14 protein-coding genes and 1 pseudogene are annotated in these 15,143 nt (G+C 70.5%); 9 read left to right on the top strand and 6 right to left on the bottom strand.

The genetic code is table 11. The features are described from left to right. Positions 1 to 54: 54 nt before the first annotated feature. Positions 55 to 930, bottom strand: a complete 876-nt coding sequence (locus LK06_RS04765; RefSeq protein ID WP_071659163.1) for a 3-hydroxybutyryl-CoA dehydrogenase — start codon at positions 928 to 930, stop codon at positions 55 to 57. A gap of 168 nt (positions 931 to 1,098) precedes the next feature. Between LK06_RS04765 and LK06_RS04760 the strand changes: the two genes are divergently transcribed. After that, complete coding sequence (locus LK06_RS04760) at positions 1,099 to 2,367, top strand: glycoside hydrolase family 10-like protein (protein WP_459171081.1); 1,269 nt, start codon at positions 1,099 to 1,101, stop codon at positions 2,365 to 2,367. A gap of 70 nt (positions 2,368 to 2,437) precedes the next feature. On the opposite strand, the gene LK06_RS04755 is transcribed toward LK06_RS04760, so the two are convergent. After that, positions 2,438 to 2,638, bottom strand: coding sequence for a DUF1918 domain-containing protein (locus tag LK06_RS04755; protein ID WP_039648807.1), 201 nt, complete (start codon positions 2,636 to 2,638; stop codon positions 2,438 to 2,440). A gap of 13 nt (positions 2,639 to 2,651) precedes the next feature. After that, positions 2,652 to 3,124 (bottom strand): annotated as a pseudogene (locus tag LK06_RS35190) (EamA family transporter); the annotation flags it as partial. A gap of 127 nt (positions 3,125 to 3,251) precedes the next feature. Between LK06_RS35190 and LK06_RS04745 the strand changes: the two are divergent. After that, a complete protein-coding gene (locus tag LK06_RS04745) occupies positions 3,252 to 3,860 on the top strand; it encodes a histidine phosphatase family protein (protein WP_039648809.1) in 609 nt (202 codons plus the stop codon). On the opposite strand, the gene LK06_RS04740 is transcribed toward LK06_RS04745, so the two are convergent. Together LK06_RS04740 and LK06_RS04735 are read right to left on the bottom strand one after the other, a co-directional pair. Next, complete coding sequence (locus LK06_RS04740; RefSeq protein WP_052269726.1) at positions 3,827 to 4,330, bottom strand: DUF6314 family protein; 504 nt, start codon at positions 4,328 to 4,330, stop codon at positions 3,827 to 3,829. The two genes, LK06_RS04745 and LK06_RS04740, sit on opposite strands and share 34 nt — an antisense overlap. Before the next feature lie 166 nt (positions 4,331 to 4,496). Then, complete coding sequence (locus LK06_RS04735; RefSeq protein ID WP_039648811.1) at positions 4,497 to 4,937, bottom strand: carboxymuconolactone decarboxylase family protein; 441 nt, start codon at positions 4,935 to 4,937, stop codon at positions 4,497 to 4,499. Positions 4,938 to 5,654: 717 nt separating this feature from the next. On the opposite strand from LK06_RS04735, the gene LK06_RS04730 reads away from it, so the two are divergent. From LK06_RS04730 to LK06_RS04720, 3 genes are read left to right on the top strand one after another with little or no spacing between them, the layout of a single operon-like run. Then, positions 5,655 to 8,228: a YfhO family protein gene (locus LK06_RS04730; protein ID WP_043407268.1), complete on the top strand. Its 2,574-nt coding sequence runs from the start codon at positions 5,655 to 5,657 to the stop codon at positions 8,226 to 8,228. A 22-nt stretch (positions 8,229 to 8,250) separates the two neighbouring features. Beyond that, positions 8,251 to 9,201 carry a glycosyltransferase family 2 protein gene (locus tag LK06_RS04725; RefSeq protein WP_039649118.1) on the top strand — a complete coding sequence of 317 codons (951 nt, stop codon included), beginning with the start codon at positions 8,251 to 8,253 and terminating at the stop codon, positions 9,199 to 9,201. Continuing rightward, the gene (locus LK06_RS04720; RefSeq protein WP_039648816.1) at positions 9,198 to 9,560 is read left to right on the top strand and encodes a GtrA family protein; all 363 of its coding nucleotides are present in this window, start codon (positions 9,198 to 9,200) and stop codon (positions 9,558 to 9,560) included. The genes LK06_RS04725 and LK06_RS04720 overlap by 4 nt, the downstream gene beginning before the upstream one ends. A gap of 95 nt (positions 9,561 to 9,655) precedes the next feature. Here the strand turns inward: LK06_RS04720 and LK06_RS04715 are convergent, their stop codons facing one another. Continuing rightward, positions 9,656 to 10,489 carry a hypothetical protein gene (locus LK06_RS04715; RefSeq protein ID WP_039649120.1) on the bottom strand — a complete coding sequence of 278 codons (834 nt, stop codon included), beginning with the start codon at positions 10,487 to 10,489 and terminating at the stop codon, positions 9,656 to 9,658. Positions 10,490 to 10,755: 266 nt separating this feature from the next. Here LK06_RS04715 and argC point away from each other — a divergent pair, with 266 nt between their 5' ends. From argC to LK06_RS04695, 4 genes are all read left to right on the top strand, one after another. Continuing rightward, positions 10,756 to 11,784: an N-acetyl-gamma-glutamyl-phosphate reductase gene (gene argC, locus LK06_RS04710; RefSeq protein WP_043407265.1), complete on the top strand. Its 1,029-nt coding sequence runs from the start codon at positions 10,756 to 10,758 to the stop codon at positions 11,782 to 11,784. 85 nt (positions 11,785 to 11,869) lie between these two features. Continuing rightward, positions 11,870 to 13,021 carry a bifunctional glutamate N-acetyltransferase/amino-acid acetyltransferase ArgJ gene (argJ, locus tag LK06_RS04705; protein ID WP_039648825.1) on the top strand — a complete coding sequence of 384 codons (1,152 nt, stop codon included), beginning with the start codon at positions 11,870 to 11,872 and terminating at the stop codon, positions 13,019 to 13,021. After that, a complete protein-coding gene (gene argB, locus LK06_RS04700) occupies positions 13,018 to 13,938 on the top strand; it encodes an acetylglutamate kinase (RefSeq protein WP_039648827.1) in 921 nt (306 codons plus the stop codon). Before argJ ends, argB begins: the two co-directional genes overlap by 4 nt. After that, the gene (locus LK06_RS04695; RefSeq protein WP_043433301.1) at positions 13,935 to 15,140 is read left to right on the top strand and encodes an acetylornithine transaminase; all 1,206 of its coding nucleotides are present in this window, start codon (positions 13,935 to 13,937) and stop codon (positions 15,138 to 15,140) included. The genes argB and LK06_RS04695 overlap by 4 nt, the downstream gene beginning before the upstream one ends. Positions 15,141 to 15,143: the final 3 nt, after the last annotated feature.

The raw sequence follows: 15,143 nt of genomic DNA, 5'->3' as shown, positions 1-15,143 counted from the left end.
GACGGGCCCGGCACCGAAGTCCGGTGCCGGGCCCGTGGCCGTAGCGGTCTGTGATCAGCCGTAGGCGTAGAACCCCGAGCCGGTCTTCCGGCCCAGCCGACCCGCCTCGACCATGCGCTGGAGCAGCGGGGGAGCGGCGTACAGCGGCTCCTTGTACTCGGCGTACATGGAGTTGGCGATGGAGACGATGGTGTCCAGGCCGATGAGGTCGGACAGCTTCAGCGGGCCCATGGGGTGGGCGCAGCCCATCTCCATGCCGTTGTCGATGTCCTCGCGGCTGGCGATGCCCGACTCGAACATCCGGATCGCCGACAGCAGGTAGGGCACGAGCAGCGCATTGACCACGAACCCGGAGCGGTCCTGGGCGCGGATGGCGTGCTTGCCGAGTACCTTCTCGGCGAAGAGCTGGGCCCGGCTGAGGGTCCCCTCGGAGGTGGTGAGCGCCGGAATCAGCTCGACCAGATTCTGCACCGGGGCCGGGTTGAAGAAGTGGATTCCGACCACATGGTCCGGCCGGGAGGTCGCGACCGCCAGCTTCACCAGCGGGATCGAGGAAGTGTTGGAGGCCAAGATGGCGTCCGGGCGGGTGACCACCTGGTCCAGTACCTGGAAGATCTCCGTCTTCACCTGCTCGTTCTCCACGACGGCCTCGATCACGAGGTCACGGTCGGCGAACTCGCCGAGATCGGTGGTGAAACCGAGGCGCGCCTGCGTGGCGTCCCGTTCCACCTCCGTGATCTTGCCGCGTTCGGCGGCCTTGGCCAGGGAGCTGAACAGCCGGGTGCGGCCGATCTCCAGGGCCTCGCCGGTGGTCTCGGCGACCTTCACGTCCAGTCCCGCGCGGGCGCACACCTCGGCGATGCCCGCGCCCATCTGGCCGCAGCCCACGACCCCGACGCGCGCAATGTCTCCCCCTGGGATGCCCGTCACATCGACCCCTTCGCTGGTTTTCCGGCTCGCTGGCAGACCTCCGGGTTTCGGTGTCTGCTCCGAACGTGCACGTTACCGTCAAGTATCGATGATCGATCGGCGGGGTGGGGGCATGCTAGAGCGCGAACGATCCGTGATCAAGTGGATCCGCAGCGTACAGGGGTGTGGATGGGACGCATGTCACGGCGGGCGTTCGCGCTGGCGGCACTGTCGGTGCCGGTCACCGCCCAGGGCGCGGCGGCCCGGAGCCAGGGGGTGGCCCGGAGCGCGGAGGGGCTCGGCGGATGCTCGGTGCCGAGGGCGGCGACCGCCGGTCGCCCGCGGCGCGGGACCGCCGGGATGCGGGGCGTGTGGTTGGCGACCGTCGCCAACCGGGACTGGCCCTCGCGGCCCGGGCTCACGGCCGCCGCCCAGCACAGGGAACTGATCGGCCACCTCGACCGGGCGGTCCGTGACCGGCTCAACACGGTGATCTTCCAGGTGCGGCCCACCGCGGATGCCCTGTGGCCGTCACCGTACGAGCCATGGTCCGAGTACCTCACCGGCACCCAGGGCAGGGATCCCGGCTGGGATCCGCTCGGTACCGCGGTCCAGGAAGCCCATGCCCGAGGTCTGGAACTGCATGCCTGGTTCAACCCGTATCGGATCGCCAACCACACGGACGTGACCCTGCTGGCCGCCTCGCATCCGGCCCGCACCCACCCCGACTGGGTGGTGCCCTACGGAGGCAGGCTCTACTACAACCCGGGCCTGCCCGAGGTCCGTGCCTTCGTCCGGCAGGCGATGCTCGACGCGGTCGCCAGGTACCCGGTCGACGCCGTGCACTTCGACGACTACTTCTACCCCTATCCGGTCGCCGGGCAGACCTTTGACGACACCGCCGCCTACGACCGCTACGGGGGCGCGTTCACCAGCCGGTCCGCGTGGCGCCGGGACAACACCGACCGGCTGGTGAAGGAGATGGCCGTCGGCATCAAGCGGATCCGGCCCGGCACCCGGTTCGGGATCAGCCCCTTCGGAGTGTGGCGCAACGCCTCAACCGACTCGCGTGGCTCCGACACCCATGCCCGTGTCCAAACGTACGACGACCTGCATGCGGACACCCGCAAGTGGGTCCGCCACCACTGGATCGACTACGTCGTCCCGCAGCTGTACTGGAACATCGGGTTCGCCGCCGCCGACTACGCCAAGCTGGTCGCCTGGTGGGCGGGCGTCGCCGAAGGCACCAAGACGGACCTGTACATCGGCGAGGCCCTGTACAAGACGGGCGCCGCCGGTCAGAGCACGGCCTGGCAGGACCCGGCCGAACTGTCCAGGCACCTCGCCCTGGCCGCCCACTACCCGCAGGTGCGCGGGCACGTGTTCTTCGCCGCCGGGGATGTGGCGGCGGATCCGATCGGGGCGATGGCACGGGTGGTCGCCGACCACTACGGGTGATCGGCGACCAAGGCGATGACCCGGCGAGGCCACCTCGTCGATCCGGCTGCCCCGCTCCGTCTCGTTCGTGCTACCTCTGCGTCTGCTTGTCCGGGTGCCGGACCTCGCAGTCAGGGCCCGGGGACATCACGGCCTCGTGCCCGTCCAGGAAACGGACCCGGTAGGGCGGATTGCCCTCGGCGCCCATCACTTCGACGACTTCCGAGACCTGGTCGTGTTGGCCGACCACCCTGCCGTGCTGGACAAGCAGGTCGCCCTTGGATGCGCGCATCTGCAGGCCCTCCTCACGATCGCGACCGCTGGGTGACGGCGGTGCACACGAGTACGGCGACGGCGGTCCAGGGAGCGGCCGCCGTGAAGTGCTCGCCCAGCAGCAACGCCGACCACACCAGTGTGAGCAGCGGCTGAGCCAACTGCAACTGGCTGGCCCGCGGGACTGCGGTGAGCGCCGTGCCCCGGTACCAGGCGCGCAGGCCGGGGGCCACACGCCCAGCGCCTCCACAGCAGACCGGAGAACCCGTGCGCGATGAAGCGCACGGCTCGTACGCCAGTGCCGCCGCGGCGGTCGATGCCCTGAGCAGCAGAACACGGCACCAGCGCCCAGCCGATGCCCTGCCAGCCCGACACAGCCGTCCACCCTCGGCGCAGCCGGCCGCGCACACCAGCAGGGCGGCGAACCGAACGGCTGGTCGTCGGTGGCCGTGAGGGCACCGCCACGCTGGCCGATCGCGAGGGTGGGCACGGCCGCGGCGCTGGCAGTCTTCGTCGCTGGCGGGCGTGGGGACCCCACGCCCGGGAACGCCCGGGGTGAGCAGTCGTGCACCCGGGGTGACTCCCCCGTGCGACCCCTTGACCTGCTGCCACCGGCGGCTCACCATCACCGCATGCCACTGACGGTGACGTTCGTCTCCGCCGCGCGCAGTTCCCCGCTGCTGGCGGAGCGCTTCGAAGACAACCGACCGCTGGACCAGGCGGGCTGGGACGAGGTGCGGCGTGTCGCCGGGGACCTGCTGCCGCTGGCGGCGGCGGAGCTGCGCTACTGCTCTCCGACCCCGCGCAGCCGGGCCACCGGCGACGCCCTGGGATACGCCCCGCTGGTCCAGCCGGCGTTGCGGGACTGCGACATGGGCCGCTGGCGCGGGCTGACGCTCGGCGAGGCGATGGCCCGAGAGCCGGATGCGGTGGACGCATGGCTCGCCGACCCGCGCGCCATGCCGCACGGCGGCGAGTCCCTGCTGGCCTTCATCTCCCGGGTCGGCAGCTGGCTCGAGACCCGGCCGGTGGGCGATGGCGGTCGGATTGTGGCGGTCGCCGAGCCCGCCGTGATCCGTGCGGCGCTGGTCTACGCCCTGAAGGCGCCGCCTGCGAGCTACTGGAACATCGACGTGCGCCCGCTGTCGTCGACCACGGTGAGCGGTTGTTCGGGCCGCTGGAACTTCTGTGTGGACACGGTGTCCGTTCAGCGCTCGCGCGGGGAGCCGGTCGAGTGGTGACCGGAGCCGGCCGTGCGGGTACGACTGCCCGTGTCGCGCTCGTAGTCGGTGCTGAGCAGCAGGTTCTTGGCTGGTCCGCCGACCCGCCACACCGTGCGCCAGTGGTCGGTGTCCCGGACGGTGAACTCACCCCGATAGAGATCGGCTGAGCAGAGGTGGTCGGCAGTGCACCGCCCGGACGCCAGGTCCAGCGGGTGGAAGGGCCTGCCGTCGGCGAACCGCACATCCGCCGATCCCGGCATAGGCCCGGGCAGGAACCGCAGGGTCCGGGTCGCGGGACGTGCTGTGCCCCGCCAGGTGAAGGTGCCGGACTCGGTGTGCAGCAGGCCACCGTCTTCCAGAGCGCTGAAGGCGGTGACCCCTTCGAAGCGCCCCTCCTCCCCACCGGCCAGATCCCGGATGCTCCGTTCCACCCGCCAGCGCCCGACCAGATAGGCCAGTGCGTCGGCCACGGGCCAGAACTCGCTCATCGTCTTCTCTTTCCCGCTCGGTCCCCCCTTGGTCGCCCCTCGGTGCCGCCTCGGTCCCCCTCGGCCGCCACACCCAGTCGACGCGTGCACGCTGCTCCTTTCCTATCCTGCCGTTCCAAGCGTTGCCCCACGTACGCCGTTCCATCGGGCTGCCGGTTGTTGAGGATCAGGCAGAGGCGCCCGGGTCTTCCTCGGCGGGGCGCTGTCCGACCGGCAGCAACCCACGCTCGGCGAAGACCTTCTTGGCGACGAAGGTGGCGTTGAGGGCCCTGGGGAAGCCGCAGTACCCGGCTGAGTGCAGCAGTGCCTCCGTGATCTGCTCCGGGGTGAGACCCACGTTTAGTGCCGCGTTGACATGCACCTCCAGCTGGGCCTCGCAGCCGCCGAGCGCCGTCAGCATGCCCAGGGTCACCAGCTGGCGGTCCCTCGGGGCGAGTCCTGGCCGAGCATAGATCTCACCGAAGCCCCAGGAGACGATCTGGTGCCCCAGTTCAGGGCTGATGTCGGCGAGCGAGTCGATGACCCGCTGCCCCGCCTCGCCGTCGACGCTCCTCAGCACGTCGAGGCCGCGGGCGAACCGCTCGTCACGGGTGGCGTTCTCGTTCATTCAGCTTGTCCGTTCCCGGCCTGTGCTTGTGCAGCGGCCGTGTGAAGTGGTTGGTCCCGTCCTACCGCGCGCCCGCCGTTCCGCCGCGGTGCCCGGATGCATTGGCCGGCTCGGCGTGGTGCGCGCGGAGCACTGCCCTCCGGTCGGCGAGCCGAGCCGCTCGTCCCACGCCCGCTCGTCCCGCGCCCGCTCGAACTGCTGCCCGCTCCGCGCGAAACGCCGCGTGCCGGCGACCGGCGTCCTCCCGGTGCTGTGGGAGAGGCTGTGCGCCGGTCATGGCAGGAACCGTAGGCCCTGGAGTGCGCTCCAGGGCAAACACCTCCGGAGCCCGCCCGCCGGTGTCCCCGTACCCCGCGGCTCCGGCCACGCTCATCCGCTCCGGCTCTCCGGCTCACCGGCACCCGCGCCGAGAGACTCGCGGAGTGCGCCGCCCCGGGGGCGCTGGTTCCCGAGCTTCCACGGTGCCCGCCGCTTTCCACGACCAGGTGCGGCAACCGGGTCCGGTCGGCCCGTGTACGGGTGGCTCGCCATGCTGATTCACTCTGGAATAACTTTCCCGAAATCCCGAGTTTCCCCGGCGGTCATGAAATCAACAATTTTCGGCCGCCGTTCGAAATGTTTCACCTCAATTACCGGAAGCGGCCCAACCATTCGGAGACCCGCCCCGTCTAAGTCTGCGCAATCAATGGTGCGAATTCACTGGGGGCCTTCCGGTAAATGGACCGCACGACACCGCCCGGTGCGCGGCACACGTCCGTACGCCGCGCCGCCCTGCTCGCCGCGGCCACCACGGTCGCGGTGTTCTGCACGGCCGACGCCCTCGCGCGCAGCTTCCCCTTCGGCCCCCACACCCGCAGCGTCAACGACCTGGGCAACCAGTACGTGCCCTTCCACGCTCACCTGTGGGACCTGCTGCACGGCAGAGCCGACGGCGGACTGCTCATCAACTGGCAATCCGGCTACGGCTCCAGCTTCCTGCCCGATCTGGGCACCTATCTCAGCAGTCCGTTCGCGCTGCTCGTCGCGGTCTTCCCCAGGGACCGGATCGACCTCGCCGTCTACGTCGTCACCGTCCTGAAGACCGGCGTGGCCGCGGCCGCCATGGCTTGGCTGTTGCTCACCCTGCGGTCCGGCCGGTGGTGGGCGGCGGGCCTGCTCGGCGTCTCCTACGCCCTGTGCGGCTGGAGCGTCGCCGACGCCTCCTACAACCCGATGTGGCTGGACGGCCTGGTCGCCCTGCCCCTGCTGTGCCTGGTCGGGGAATGGACGCTCGCCGGACGTCGGCGGCTCCTCGGCGTCCTGGTCGTCGCCCTCACCTGGACCGCCAACTTCTACACCGCCTACATGGCCACCCTCGGCGCAGGTCTGGTCCTGCTGCTGCGTCTGCTGCTCGCCCGCCTCTCGCGGGGGCAGGCGTTCGCCGCGGCCGGCCGAGCGGTACTCACCGTCGTACTCGGGGTGGGTCTGACCGCCCCGCTCCTGACGGTGATCTACTTCGGCACCAGACACGCCTACCCGGGCCGGGTACGGCAGTTCACCCCGGTACCGGTCGCGGACGTGGCGGCCCGCCTGCTGCCCGCGACCTACGGCTTCGGCTCCCCGGCCCTGTACGTCGGCACTGCAGCCCTGCTGCTCGCCCTCACCCTGCCCTTCCACCGGGCGGTCCCGGTCCCGATCCGCGTGGGGTGGACCACGCTGGTGCTGGTGGTGACCCTGTCGCTGCAGTGGGCCCCGACTCACCTGGTCTGGCACGCCTTCGCCACTCCGCAGGGCAGCCCTTACCGGCAGGCGTTCGTCCTGTGCGGGCTGCTGGTGGTCGCCGCCTGGCACGCCCTGGCGTACGGTCCACCCGACCGACTCGCCCTCGCCGCCGGGACCACTCTGCTCGCCCTGACCGCCGCTCTCGCGAGCCGCAGCGAGCTGGTGCGGCCGTACACCTGGCCCGTGCTGCTGTTCGCCGTCGCGGGAGCCCTGGGCGGTCTCGTCCTGCTGGGACGGGCCGGTCGGCGCGCGGGGCTGGTCGGGTTGGCCGCCGTACTCCTGCTCGGCGCACAGTTCGGGGAGACCGCCGCCACCTCCGCCGCGGCCACGCGGATGCGCCTGCGGCACCTGGACGACTACGCGCCCTGGGGGCAGCGGCAGGAGCGGCAGGCGAGGGCGATCGCCGGGGCCGACGGCTGGCCCGCGTACCGCACCGAACCAGGCCGGGAACAAACCGTCGGCAACGACCCGATGCTGGTGGGTGGCCAGGGTGCCCAGTACTACAGCAGCTTGACGTCGGACGTTCTCAGCCGCACCCTCACCGCCCTCGGTGGCGGCTGGACCTCGCGTGGCCGGAATCTGCAGAGCCTGGACAACGCCGTCACGGACGTGGTCTTCTCCGTCGGAGCCCGGGTGCACTCGCCGCCTGACCCGCACCAGAAGTGGCTGCCACAGCACGGCGGGCCGGTGACCGTCACCAGACGGGACGTGCCCCCACTGGTCACGGTCCGGGCCCGGCCCGGCAGCGGGGCCTTCGGCCCGTCGCCGTACCGCAACCAGGAACTGCTGCTGGGCAGCCGGGTCTACACCGTGCCCCGGGTCACCGTGCTCGACGACACCGGTAACCCTGCTGGAGCCGGTCGGGTCGGCCCGGGGACCGCGGCGGCACGACCGGTGCTCACCGCCCACTGCCCGGCCGGGACCCAGGTGCACCTGTGGGCCCCGTACTACTCCGGAACCGCGCGGCTCGCCGGCACTGGTGCCCCCGCCGCCCGGTTCCGGTCCGCATACCCGCGCAACCGCGCCGCCATGGAACCCCTCGGCCGGGCCCCGGCCTCCGGGCGGCTGCGCATCCAGCTGGTTCCAGACCGCCCCGGGCGCATTCCGGCCGGCGCCGTCGGCTGTCTGCACACCGGGCGGTTGCGCACGGTCGCCGCCCGTCTGAAGGCCACCGGCGCCACCGACGTGACTGTCTCCGACGGCACGGTACGGGCCCGGCTGCCGGCCGGCAGCCGGGGCATCGCGGTCGTCGCTGCCCCCCGCATCGCGGGTTGGCGCTGCGCCACGGACAATGGCCGCGCCCGCCCGGCAGGGGACTACCACGGTCTGATCGCCGTCCCGCTCACCGGTACCCCGATCAGCCTGACCTGCACCTTCCACCCACCCGGCCTGCGGTTGGGGGGGATCGTCGGGGTCGCCTCGTCCGGCGCCCTCGTGCTGCTCGCCGTCTTTGCCGCGCTCCGGCGCCGACGTGCTCCGGCGCAGCCCACGACCACGCCACCGCGTGAGCGCGCGCCCACCGCCCACTGACCGCGCCCTGGGGGCCACCACCATGCTGATATCGATCGTCGCGCCCTGCTACAACGAGGAAGACGTCGTGGAACGCTTCCATGAGGAGATCCAGCGGGTCGCGGAGGAGCTGCTGCCGCTCGGCCACGACATGGAGTTCGTGTACGTGGACGACGGCAGCCGTGACCGTACTCTCGCCGTGCTCGAAAGCCTGGCCGAACGCGACTCGCGCCTGCGGTACGTCTCCTTCAGCCGCAACTTCGGCAAGGAGGCGGCCCTGCTCGCGGGGCTGAGGCACGCCTCGGGTGAATCGGTGGTCGTCATGGACGCCGACCTGCAGCATCCGCCGGCCCTGATCAAGCGCATGGTGGAGCTGTGCGAGCAGGGCCACGACCAGGTCGTCGCCAGGCGGACCCGCACCGGTGACCGCCTGACCCGTACGCTCACCGCGCGCCTGTACTACCGGCTCGTCAACCGCTTGGTCGATGTCGAACTCATCGACGGCGTAGGCGACTTCCGGTTGTTGTCGCGCCGTGTCGTCGACGCCGTGCTCACCCTCACCGAGTACAACCGCTTCTCGAAGGGCCTGTTCGCCTGGGTGGGATTCCCGAGTGCGACCCTCCAGTACGAGAACGCGGCCCGTGAGGCCGGCCGCAGCTCCTGGAACCTGCGCGGGCTGCTCAACTACGGCCTCGACGGCCTGTTGTCGTTCAACAACCGCCCGCTGCGCGCCGCGCTCTGGCTCGGTACCGGACTGCTGCTGTGCGCGGGTCTCTACACCGCCTGGATCGTGGGCGCCGCTCTCGTCAACGGTGTCGAGACCCCCGGCTACGTGACGATCATCACCGCGGTGACCGCCCTCGCCGGAGTGCAGATGGTCATGCTGGGAGTCATCGGGGAGTACACCGGCCGCATCTACTACGAGGTGAAGGGCCGTCCGCACTTCCTGGTGAAGGCGACCAATGTGGAGCGGACGAAGGACCTCATCCCTTGATCTCGAGACAGATCTTGACCTTCGTCGTGGTCGGCGCCGTCAACACGGCCACCTACTACGGTCTTTATCTACTTTTCCTCGACTGGCTGCCCTACCTGGGCGCGCATGCCCTGGCATTCCTGCTCAGTATGGTCGGATCCTTTTTCCTCAACGCCCGCTTCACCTACCGGACACGGCCGACCTGGCGGAAATTCCTGCTGTTCCCGCTGACGAACGTCACCAACTTCCTGGTCACCACCACCGGTGTGTACGTGATCGTGGACGTCCTGCACGCGGGGAGCCGCCTTGCCCCACTCGCCGCCTCCGCCGCCGCCATCCCGGTGACCTTCGTGCTCTCCCGGCGCATCATGGTGCGGTGACCCGAGCACGCCGGTCGGCCTGACGGGCCGGCGGGAACACCCCACCGCAGCGCACTCCGGTCTCCCGCTGAGCCGGTGCGGCACAGCGCGTCCGGTCACGCGCCGTCGGCGATGCGGTCGAGCAACGCCCGCGCCTCGACGGTGCGGTAGTGGTCCTGGCCGAAGGCGGCCAGGCAGGCGTCATGGGCGGCCGAGGCCCGGGAGCGGGCCTCGGCACCACGGCCCAGTCCCAGCAGGGCCGTGGCCAAGGACAGCTCGACGGCGCCGGTCTCCGGGCCGCGCTGTTCCTCGGACATGCCGCGGTGCAGCTCTTCGGCACGCTCCGCCTCGGCGAGGGCCTCCTCGTAGCGTTCCTGGCCGTTGAGGCTGCGGGCCAGACCGAGCCGAAGGACCAAGGTGAGCCGGTCTCTTGCAGGAGGGTCGGCGAGCGCCTCGCGGGCAAGCTGCTCGGCCTCCAGCTGACGGCCCTGGGTGTTGAGGGCGTAGACCTGCCCGTTGCGGGCGGCCGCTGCAATGAGCGGCATCTGCGGGTCCGTGCCGCGGGCTGCGGCACGGGCAACGGCCTCGCACTCCGCCGCGCATTCGGCGTGCCGGTCCAGGGCAGTCAGCGTCTGGGCGCGGTCCGAACGCAGTTTCAGGGTCTGCCAGTGTTCGGCGCCGAAGGTGGTGCCGAAGACGGGAAGCAGCGAGTCGTATGCGGCGAGGGCCTCGGTGTAGCGGCCCTGGGCATTCGTCGCCATCGCGGCGAGGCTCAGCGCCAGCGGTGCGATTCTGTTGTCGGACCGCCGGAACGGGTCCGCGGCCTGGACGAGAGCCTCGGCCTCCGCCTCGGCGTAGCGCCCGGCCTTGAACAGGGCCATGGCCTTGGCCAAGGGGAACTCCGTCGTCTGCCCGGCGTGGTTTCGACCGCGTGACCGGAAGAGTCTCATGCCCGAAGCATACGGACGCTGCGCACGCGCGTTCGAGGAACGGGCGAAGCCGACCGGTGCACCCATGGGGACCAGGCGGGCGGTGCCGGCTCGTAGCGCAACGGTGCGAACCAAGGTGGTGGAACCAGCTGAGCCCCAAGGCGGCCACCGGGGATGCACGGTCGCCAACTCGGACGCGCCGCCACACACGGCCCGGCGGCGGTCGAGAGTGCATTGCATAAAAGTGCAGAACTACGTATAGTCATGCCATCCAGAGGAGGGTGGACATGGCGGTACGTGCGGCGGTGGCCGGAGCGAGCGGATATGCAGGCGGAGAGATCCTGCGCCTGCTCCTCGCACACCCTGAGATCGAGATCGGTGCCCTGACCGGCAACTCCAACGTCGGGCAGCGGCTCGGTGCGCTCCAGCCGCATCTGCTTCCGCTGACCGGCCGTGTACTGGCCGAGACCACGGCCGAGGTCCTCGCCGGGCACGACGTGGTCTTCCTGGCACTGCCGCACGGGCAGTCCGCCGCCGTCGCCGGGCAACTCGGTCCGGACGTCCTCGTGGTCGACATGGGCGCCGACTTCCGGCTCCAGGACCAGACCGACTGGCACAGGTACTACGGCTCCCCGCACGCCGGCACCTGGCCCTACGGCCTGCCCGAACTTCCGGGTGCCCGCGCCGCGCTGGAGGGGTCCAAGCGCATCGCGGTGCCCGGTTGCTACCCGACCGCCGTCTCCCTCGCCCTGTTCCCGGCCTACGCGGCCGGACTCGCCGAGCCTGAGGCGGTGATCGTCGCCGCGTCCGGCACCTCTGGGGCGGGCCGGGCGCTCAAACCGCACCTGCTGGGCAGCGAGGTCATGGGTTCCATGTCACCGTACGGCGTCGGCGGTGGCCACCGGCACACCCCGGAGATGATCCAGAACCTCAGCGGGGTGGCCGGGGAGCGGGTCGCCGTCTCCTTCACGCCCACCCTCGCGCCGATGCCCCGCGGCATCCTCGCCACGTGCACCGCCAGGGCCGTCGGCGGGACGACCGAGGATTCCATCCGGGTCGCCTACGAGAAGGCCTACGCCGACGAACCGTTCGTCCACCTGCTCCCCGAGGGCCAGTGGCCCACGACGGCGTCCGTCCAGGGTTCCAACGCCGTTCAGGTGCAGGTCGCGTACGACGCGGCCGTGGGCCGCATCATCGCGATCAGCGCCATCGACAATCTGACCAAGGGCACCGCGGGCGGTGCCGTGCAGAGCATGAACATCGCGCTGGGCCTTGACGAGACCACCGGCCTTCCCACGATCGGAGTCGCACCGTGAGCGGGGCACGTGCAGCCGCCGGGCCGCAGACGACGATGGCCGCACCGCTGTGTGGCGGGTGCGGAGACACGAACGAGGAGATGCAGTGAGCGTCACGGCAGCCAAGGGATTCGCGGCGGCGGGCATCGCCGCCGGGATCAAGGAGAGCGGCAACCCCGATCTGGCCCTCGTGGTCAACAACGGGCCCCGCCGTGCCGCCGCGGGCGTCTTCACCGCCAACCGTGTGAAGGCCGCGCCCGTGCTGTGGTCAGAGCAGGTCCTCAAGAGCGGACAGGTCTCGGCCGTCGTCCTCAACTCCGGCGGTGCCAACGCTTGTACCGGCCCCAAGGGTTTCCAGGACACCCACGGCACGGCCGAGAAGGTGGCCGAGGTGTTGGGCCGCGGCGCCATTGAGGTCGCCGTCTGTTCCACCGGCCTCATCGGCGTGCTGCTGCCGATGGACAAGGTGTTGCCAGGCATCGAGACGGCTGCCGCCCAGTTGTCCGAGCACGGCGGTGAGAAGGCCGCCATCGCCATCAAGACCACCGACACCGTGCACAAGACGTCCGTCGTCACCAGGGGCGGCTGGACCGTCGGTGGCATGGCCAAGGGTGCCGGCATGCTGGCCCCCGGCCTCGCCACCATGTTGGTGGTGCTCACCACCGACGCCGATCTCGGCGGTGAGGCGCTGGACAAGGCCCTGCGTGCCGCCACCAAGGTCACCTTCGACCGGGTCGACTCCGACGGGTGCATGTCCACCAACGACACCGTCCTGCTGCTCGCCTCCGGCGCCTCCGGCACCACTCCCGAGTACGCCGAATTCGCCGAGGCGGTACGGCAGGTCTGCGACGACCTCGGCCGCCAGCTCATCGGCGACGCCGAGGGCGCCAGCAAGGACATCAAGGTCGAGGTGGTGGGCGCCGCGACCGAGCAGGACGCCGTGGAGGTGGGCCGCTCCATCGCCCGGAACAACCTCCTCAAGTGCGCGATCCACGGAGAGGACCCCAACTGGGGTCGGGTGCTTTCGGCGATCGGTACCACCACGGCGGCCTTCGATCCCGATGAACTCAACGTCGCCATCAACGGCGTCTGGGTGTGCAAGAACGGCTCCGTCGGCGAGAACCGCGAACTGGTCGACATGCGCTACCGCGAGGTGCACATCGTCGCCGACCTCGCCGCAGGCTCCGAGACCGCCACGATCTGGACCAATGACCTGACCGCCGACTACGTACACGAGAACAGCGCCTACTCCTCATGAGTGACTCCACCGCAAGCGGCACGACGCGGAAACACACCGCCCTGCCCAAGGCCAAGACCCTCATCGAGGCGCTGCCCTGGCTGACCCGGCACCACGGCAGGATCGTCGTCATCAAGTTCGGCGGCAACGCCATGGTGAACGAGGACCTCAAGGCCGCCTTCGCCCAGGACGTCGTCTTCCTCCGCCATGCCGGCCTCAAACCCGTTGTGGTGCACGGCGGCGGCCCGCAGATCAGCGCGGCACTCGACCGTCACGGCATCGTCAGCGAGTTCAAGGCGGGCCTGCGTGTCACCACCGAGGACGCCATGGACGTCGTGCGGATGGTGCTGGCCGGACAGGTGCAGCGCGAGCTGGTCGGACTGCTCAACCAACACGGTCCGCTGGCCGTCGGCCTGACCGGCGAGGACGCGCACACCATCACCGCCACCAAGCACCAGCCCGAGATCGACGGTGAGCTGGTCGACATCGGGCGGGTCGGTGAGATCACCGGAATCGACACGGGCGCGATCGAGGCCCTGCTCGCCGACGGCCGCATCCCGGTCGTCTCCTCCATCGCCCGCAGCGAGGACGACGGACACGTCTACAACGTCAACGCGGACACGGCCGCCGCCGCACTCGCCGCGGCACTGGGCGCCGAGACCCTCATGGTCCTCACCGACGTGGAAGGTCTCTACGAGGACTGGCCGGACTCCGACGAGGTGATCAGCCGGCTCACCGCGTCCGAGTTGGAGAAGCTGTTGCCGGAGCTGAGCTCCGGCATGGTGCCCAAGATGGAGGGCTGCCTGTACGCGGTGTGCAACGGCGTGCACACTGCACGCGTCATCGACGGCCGGGTGCCGCACTCGATCCTGCTGGAGATCTTTACCGACGAGGGCATCGGCACCATGGTCGTGCCGGACGGACAGGGGGAGTCATGAGCAACCAGGATCTGACCGCGCGCTGGCAGGGCGCGCTCATGAACAACTACGGCACCCCGCTGCTGCCCTTGGTGCGCGGCTCCGGCACGAAGGTGTGGGACACCGAGGACCGTCAGTACCTCGACTTCGTCGGCGGCATCGCCACCAACGCCCTCGGACACGCCCACCCGGCGGTCGTGGCAGCCGTCGGCGGGCAGATCGCCTCGCTCGGCCACATCTCCAACTTCTTCATGGCCGAGCCCACCGTCGCCCTCGCCGAACGGCTCCTGCAACTCTTCGGCCGCGAGGGAAGGGTCTTCTTCTGCAACTCCGGCGCGGAGGCCAACGAGGCCGCCTTCAAGATCGGCCGGCTGACCGGGCGGACCCACCTGGTCGCGACCCAGGGCGGTTTCCACGGCCGTACGATGGGCGCCCTCGCGCTCACCGGTCAGCCCGCCAAGCAGGAACCCTTCCGGCCGTTGCCCGGCGACGTCACCCACGTCCCCTACGGCGACGCCCAGGCGCTCGCCGCCGCGGTGACCGGGGAGACGGCTCTCGTCATCATCGAACCCATCCAGGGGGAGAACGGGGTCGTGGTGCCCCCGCCCGGCTATCTCAAGGCGGCCCGCGCGATCACTGCCGCCTCCGGCGCCCTGTTGGTGCTCGACGAGGTACAGACCGGGATCGGCCGCACCGGGACCTGGTTCGGGTACCAAGCCCACGAGGGCGTGCTGCCCGACATCGTCACCCTGGCCAAACAGCTCGGCGGCGGGCTGCCGCTCGGCGCCACCATCGCCTTCGGCCGTGCTGCCGAACTGCTCCAGCCCGGCCACCACGGCAGCACCTTCGGCGGCAACCCGGTCTCCTGTGCGGCCGGACTCGCCGTTCTCGACACCATCGCCGCCGAGGGACTGCTGGAGAACGTCAAGCGGCAGAGCAGCGCGTTGCGCGAGGGAATCGAGGCGCTGGCCCACCCGCTGATCGATTACGTCCGGGGCGCGGGCTTGCTCCTGGGTATCGTGCTCTCCGGGCCGCACGCACCGCAGGTACGGCAGGTGGCCCAGGAGTCCGGGTTCCTGGTGAACGCGCCCACTCCCGACGTCGTACGGCTCATGCCACCGTTGAACCTCCGCGACGACGAGGTGGACGCCTTCCTCCAGGCGCTGCCCGGCATCCTCGACGCAGCGAACCCGATGACCGGGGACGGACGATCCGGAGAATGAGAC

This window comes from Streptomyces pluripotens (assembly GCF_000802245.2).
GTDB lineage: Bacteria > Actinomycetota > Actinomycetes > Streptomycetales > Streptomycetaceae > Streptomyces > Streptomyces pluripotens.
Note: the sequence above shows the minus strand (reverse complement) of the source record. Positions and strands in the feature narration are given on the sequence as shown.

What these genes read in the sequence shown, in the direction of transcription:
- argC (WP_043407265.1), top strand. Translation starts at nt 10,756, where the DNA reads ATGGCGGTACGTGCGGCGGTGGCCGGAGCGAGCGGATATGCAGGCGGA.
- LK06_RS04725 (WP_039649118.1), top strand. Translation starts at nt 8,251, where the DNA reads ATGCTGATATCGATCGTCGCGCCCTGCTACAACGAGGAAGACGTCGTG.
- LK06_RS04745 (WP_039648809.1), top strand. Translation starts at nt 3,252, where the DNA reads ATGCCACTGACGGTGACGTTCGTCTCCGCCGCGCGCAGTTCCCCGCTG.
- LK06_RS04755 (WP_039648807.1), bottom strand. Translation starts at nt 2,638, where the DNA reads ATGCGCGCATCCAAGGGCGACCTGCTTGTCCAGCACGGCAGGGTGGTC.
- LK06_RS04740 (WP_052269726.1), bottom strand. Translation starts at nt 4,330, where the DNA reads ATGAGCGAGTTCTGGCCCGTGGCCGACGCACTGGCCTATCTGGTCGGG.
- LK06_RS04715 (WP_039649120.1), bottom strand. Translation starts at nt 10,489, where the DNA reads ATGAGACTCTTCCGGTCACGCGGTCGAAACCACGCCGGGCAGACGACG.
- argB (WP_039648827.1), top strand. Translation starts at nt 13,018, where the DNA reads ATGAGTGACTCCACCGCAAGCGGCACGACGCGGAAACACACCGCCCTG.
- LK06_RS04760 (WP_459171081.1), top strand. Translation starts at nt 1,099, where the DNA reads ATGGGACGCATGTCACGGCGGGCGTTCGCGCTGGCGGCACTGTCGGTG.
- LK06_RS04695 (WP_043433301.1), top strand. Translation starts at nt 13,935, where the DNA reads ATGAGCAACCAGGATCTGACCGCGCGCTGGCAGGGCGCGCTCATGAAC.
- LK06_RS04730 (WP_043407268.1), top strand. Translation starts at nt 5,655, where the DNA reads ATGGACCGCACGACACCGCCCGGTGCGCGGCACACGTCCGTACGCCGC.
- LK06_RS04735 (WP_039648811.1), bottom strand. Translation starts at nt 4,937, where the DNA reads ATGAACGAGAACGCCACCCGTGACGAGCGGTTCGCCCGCGGCCTCGAC.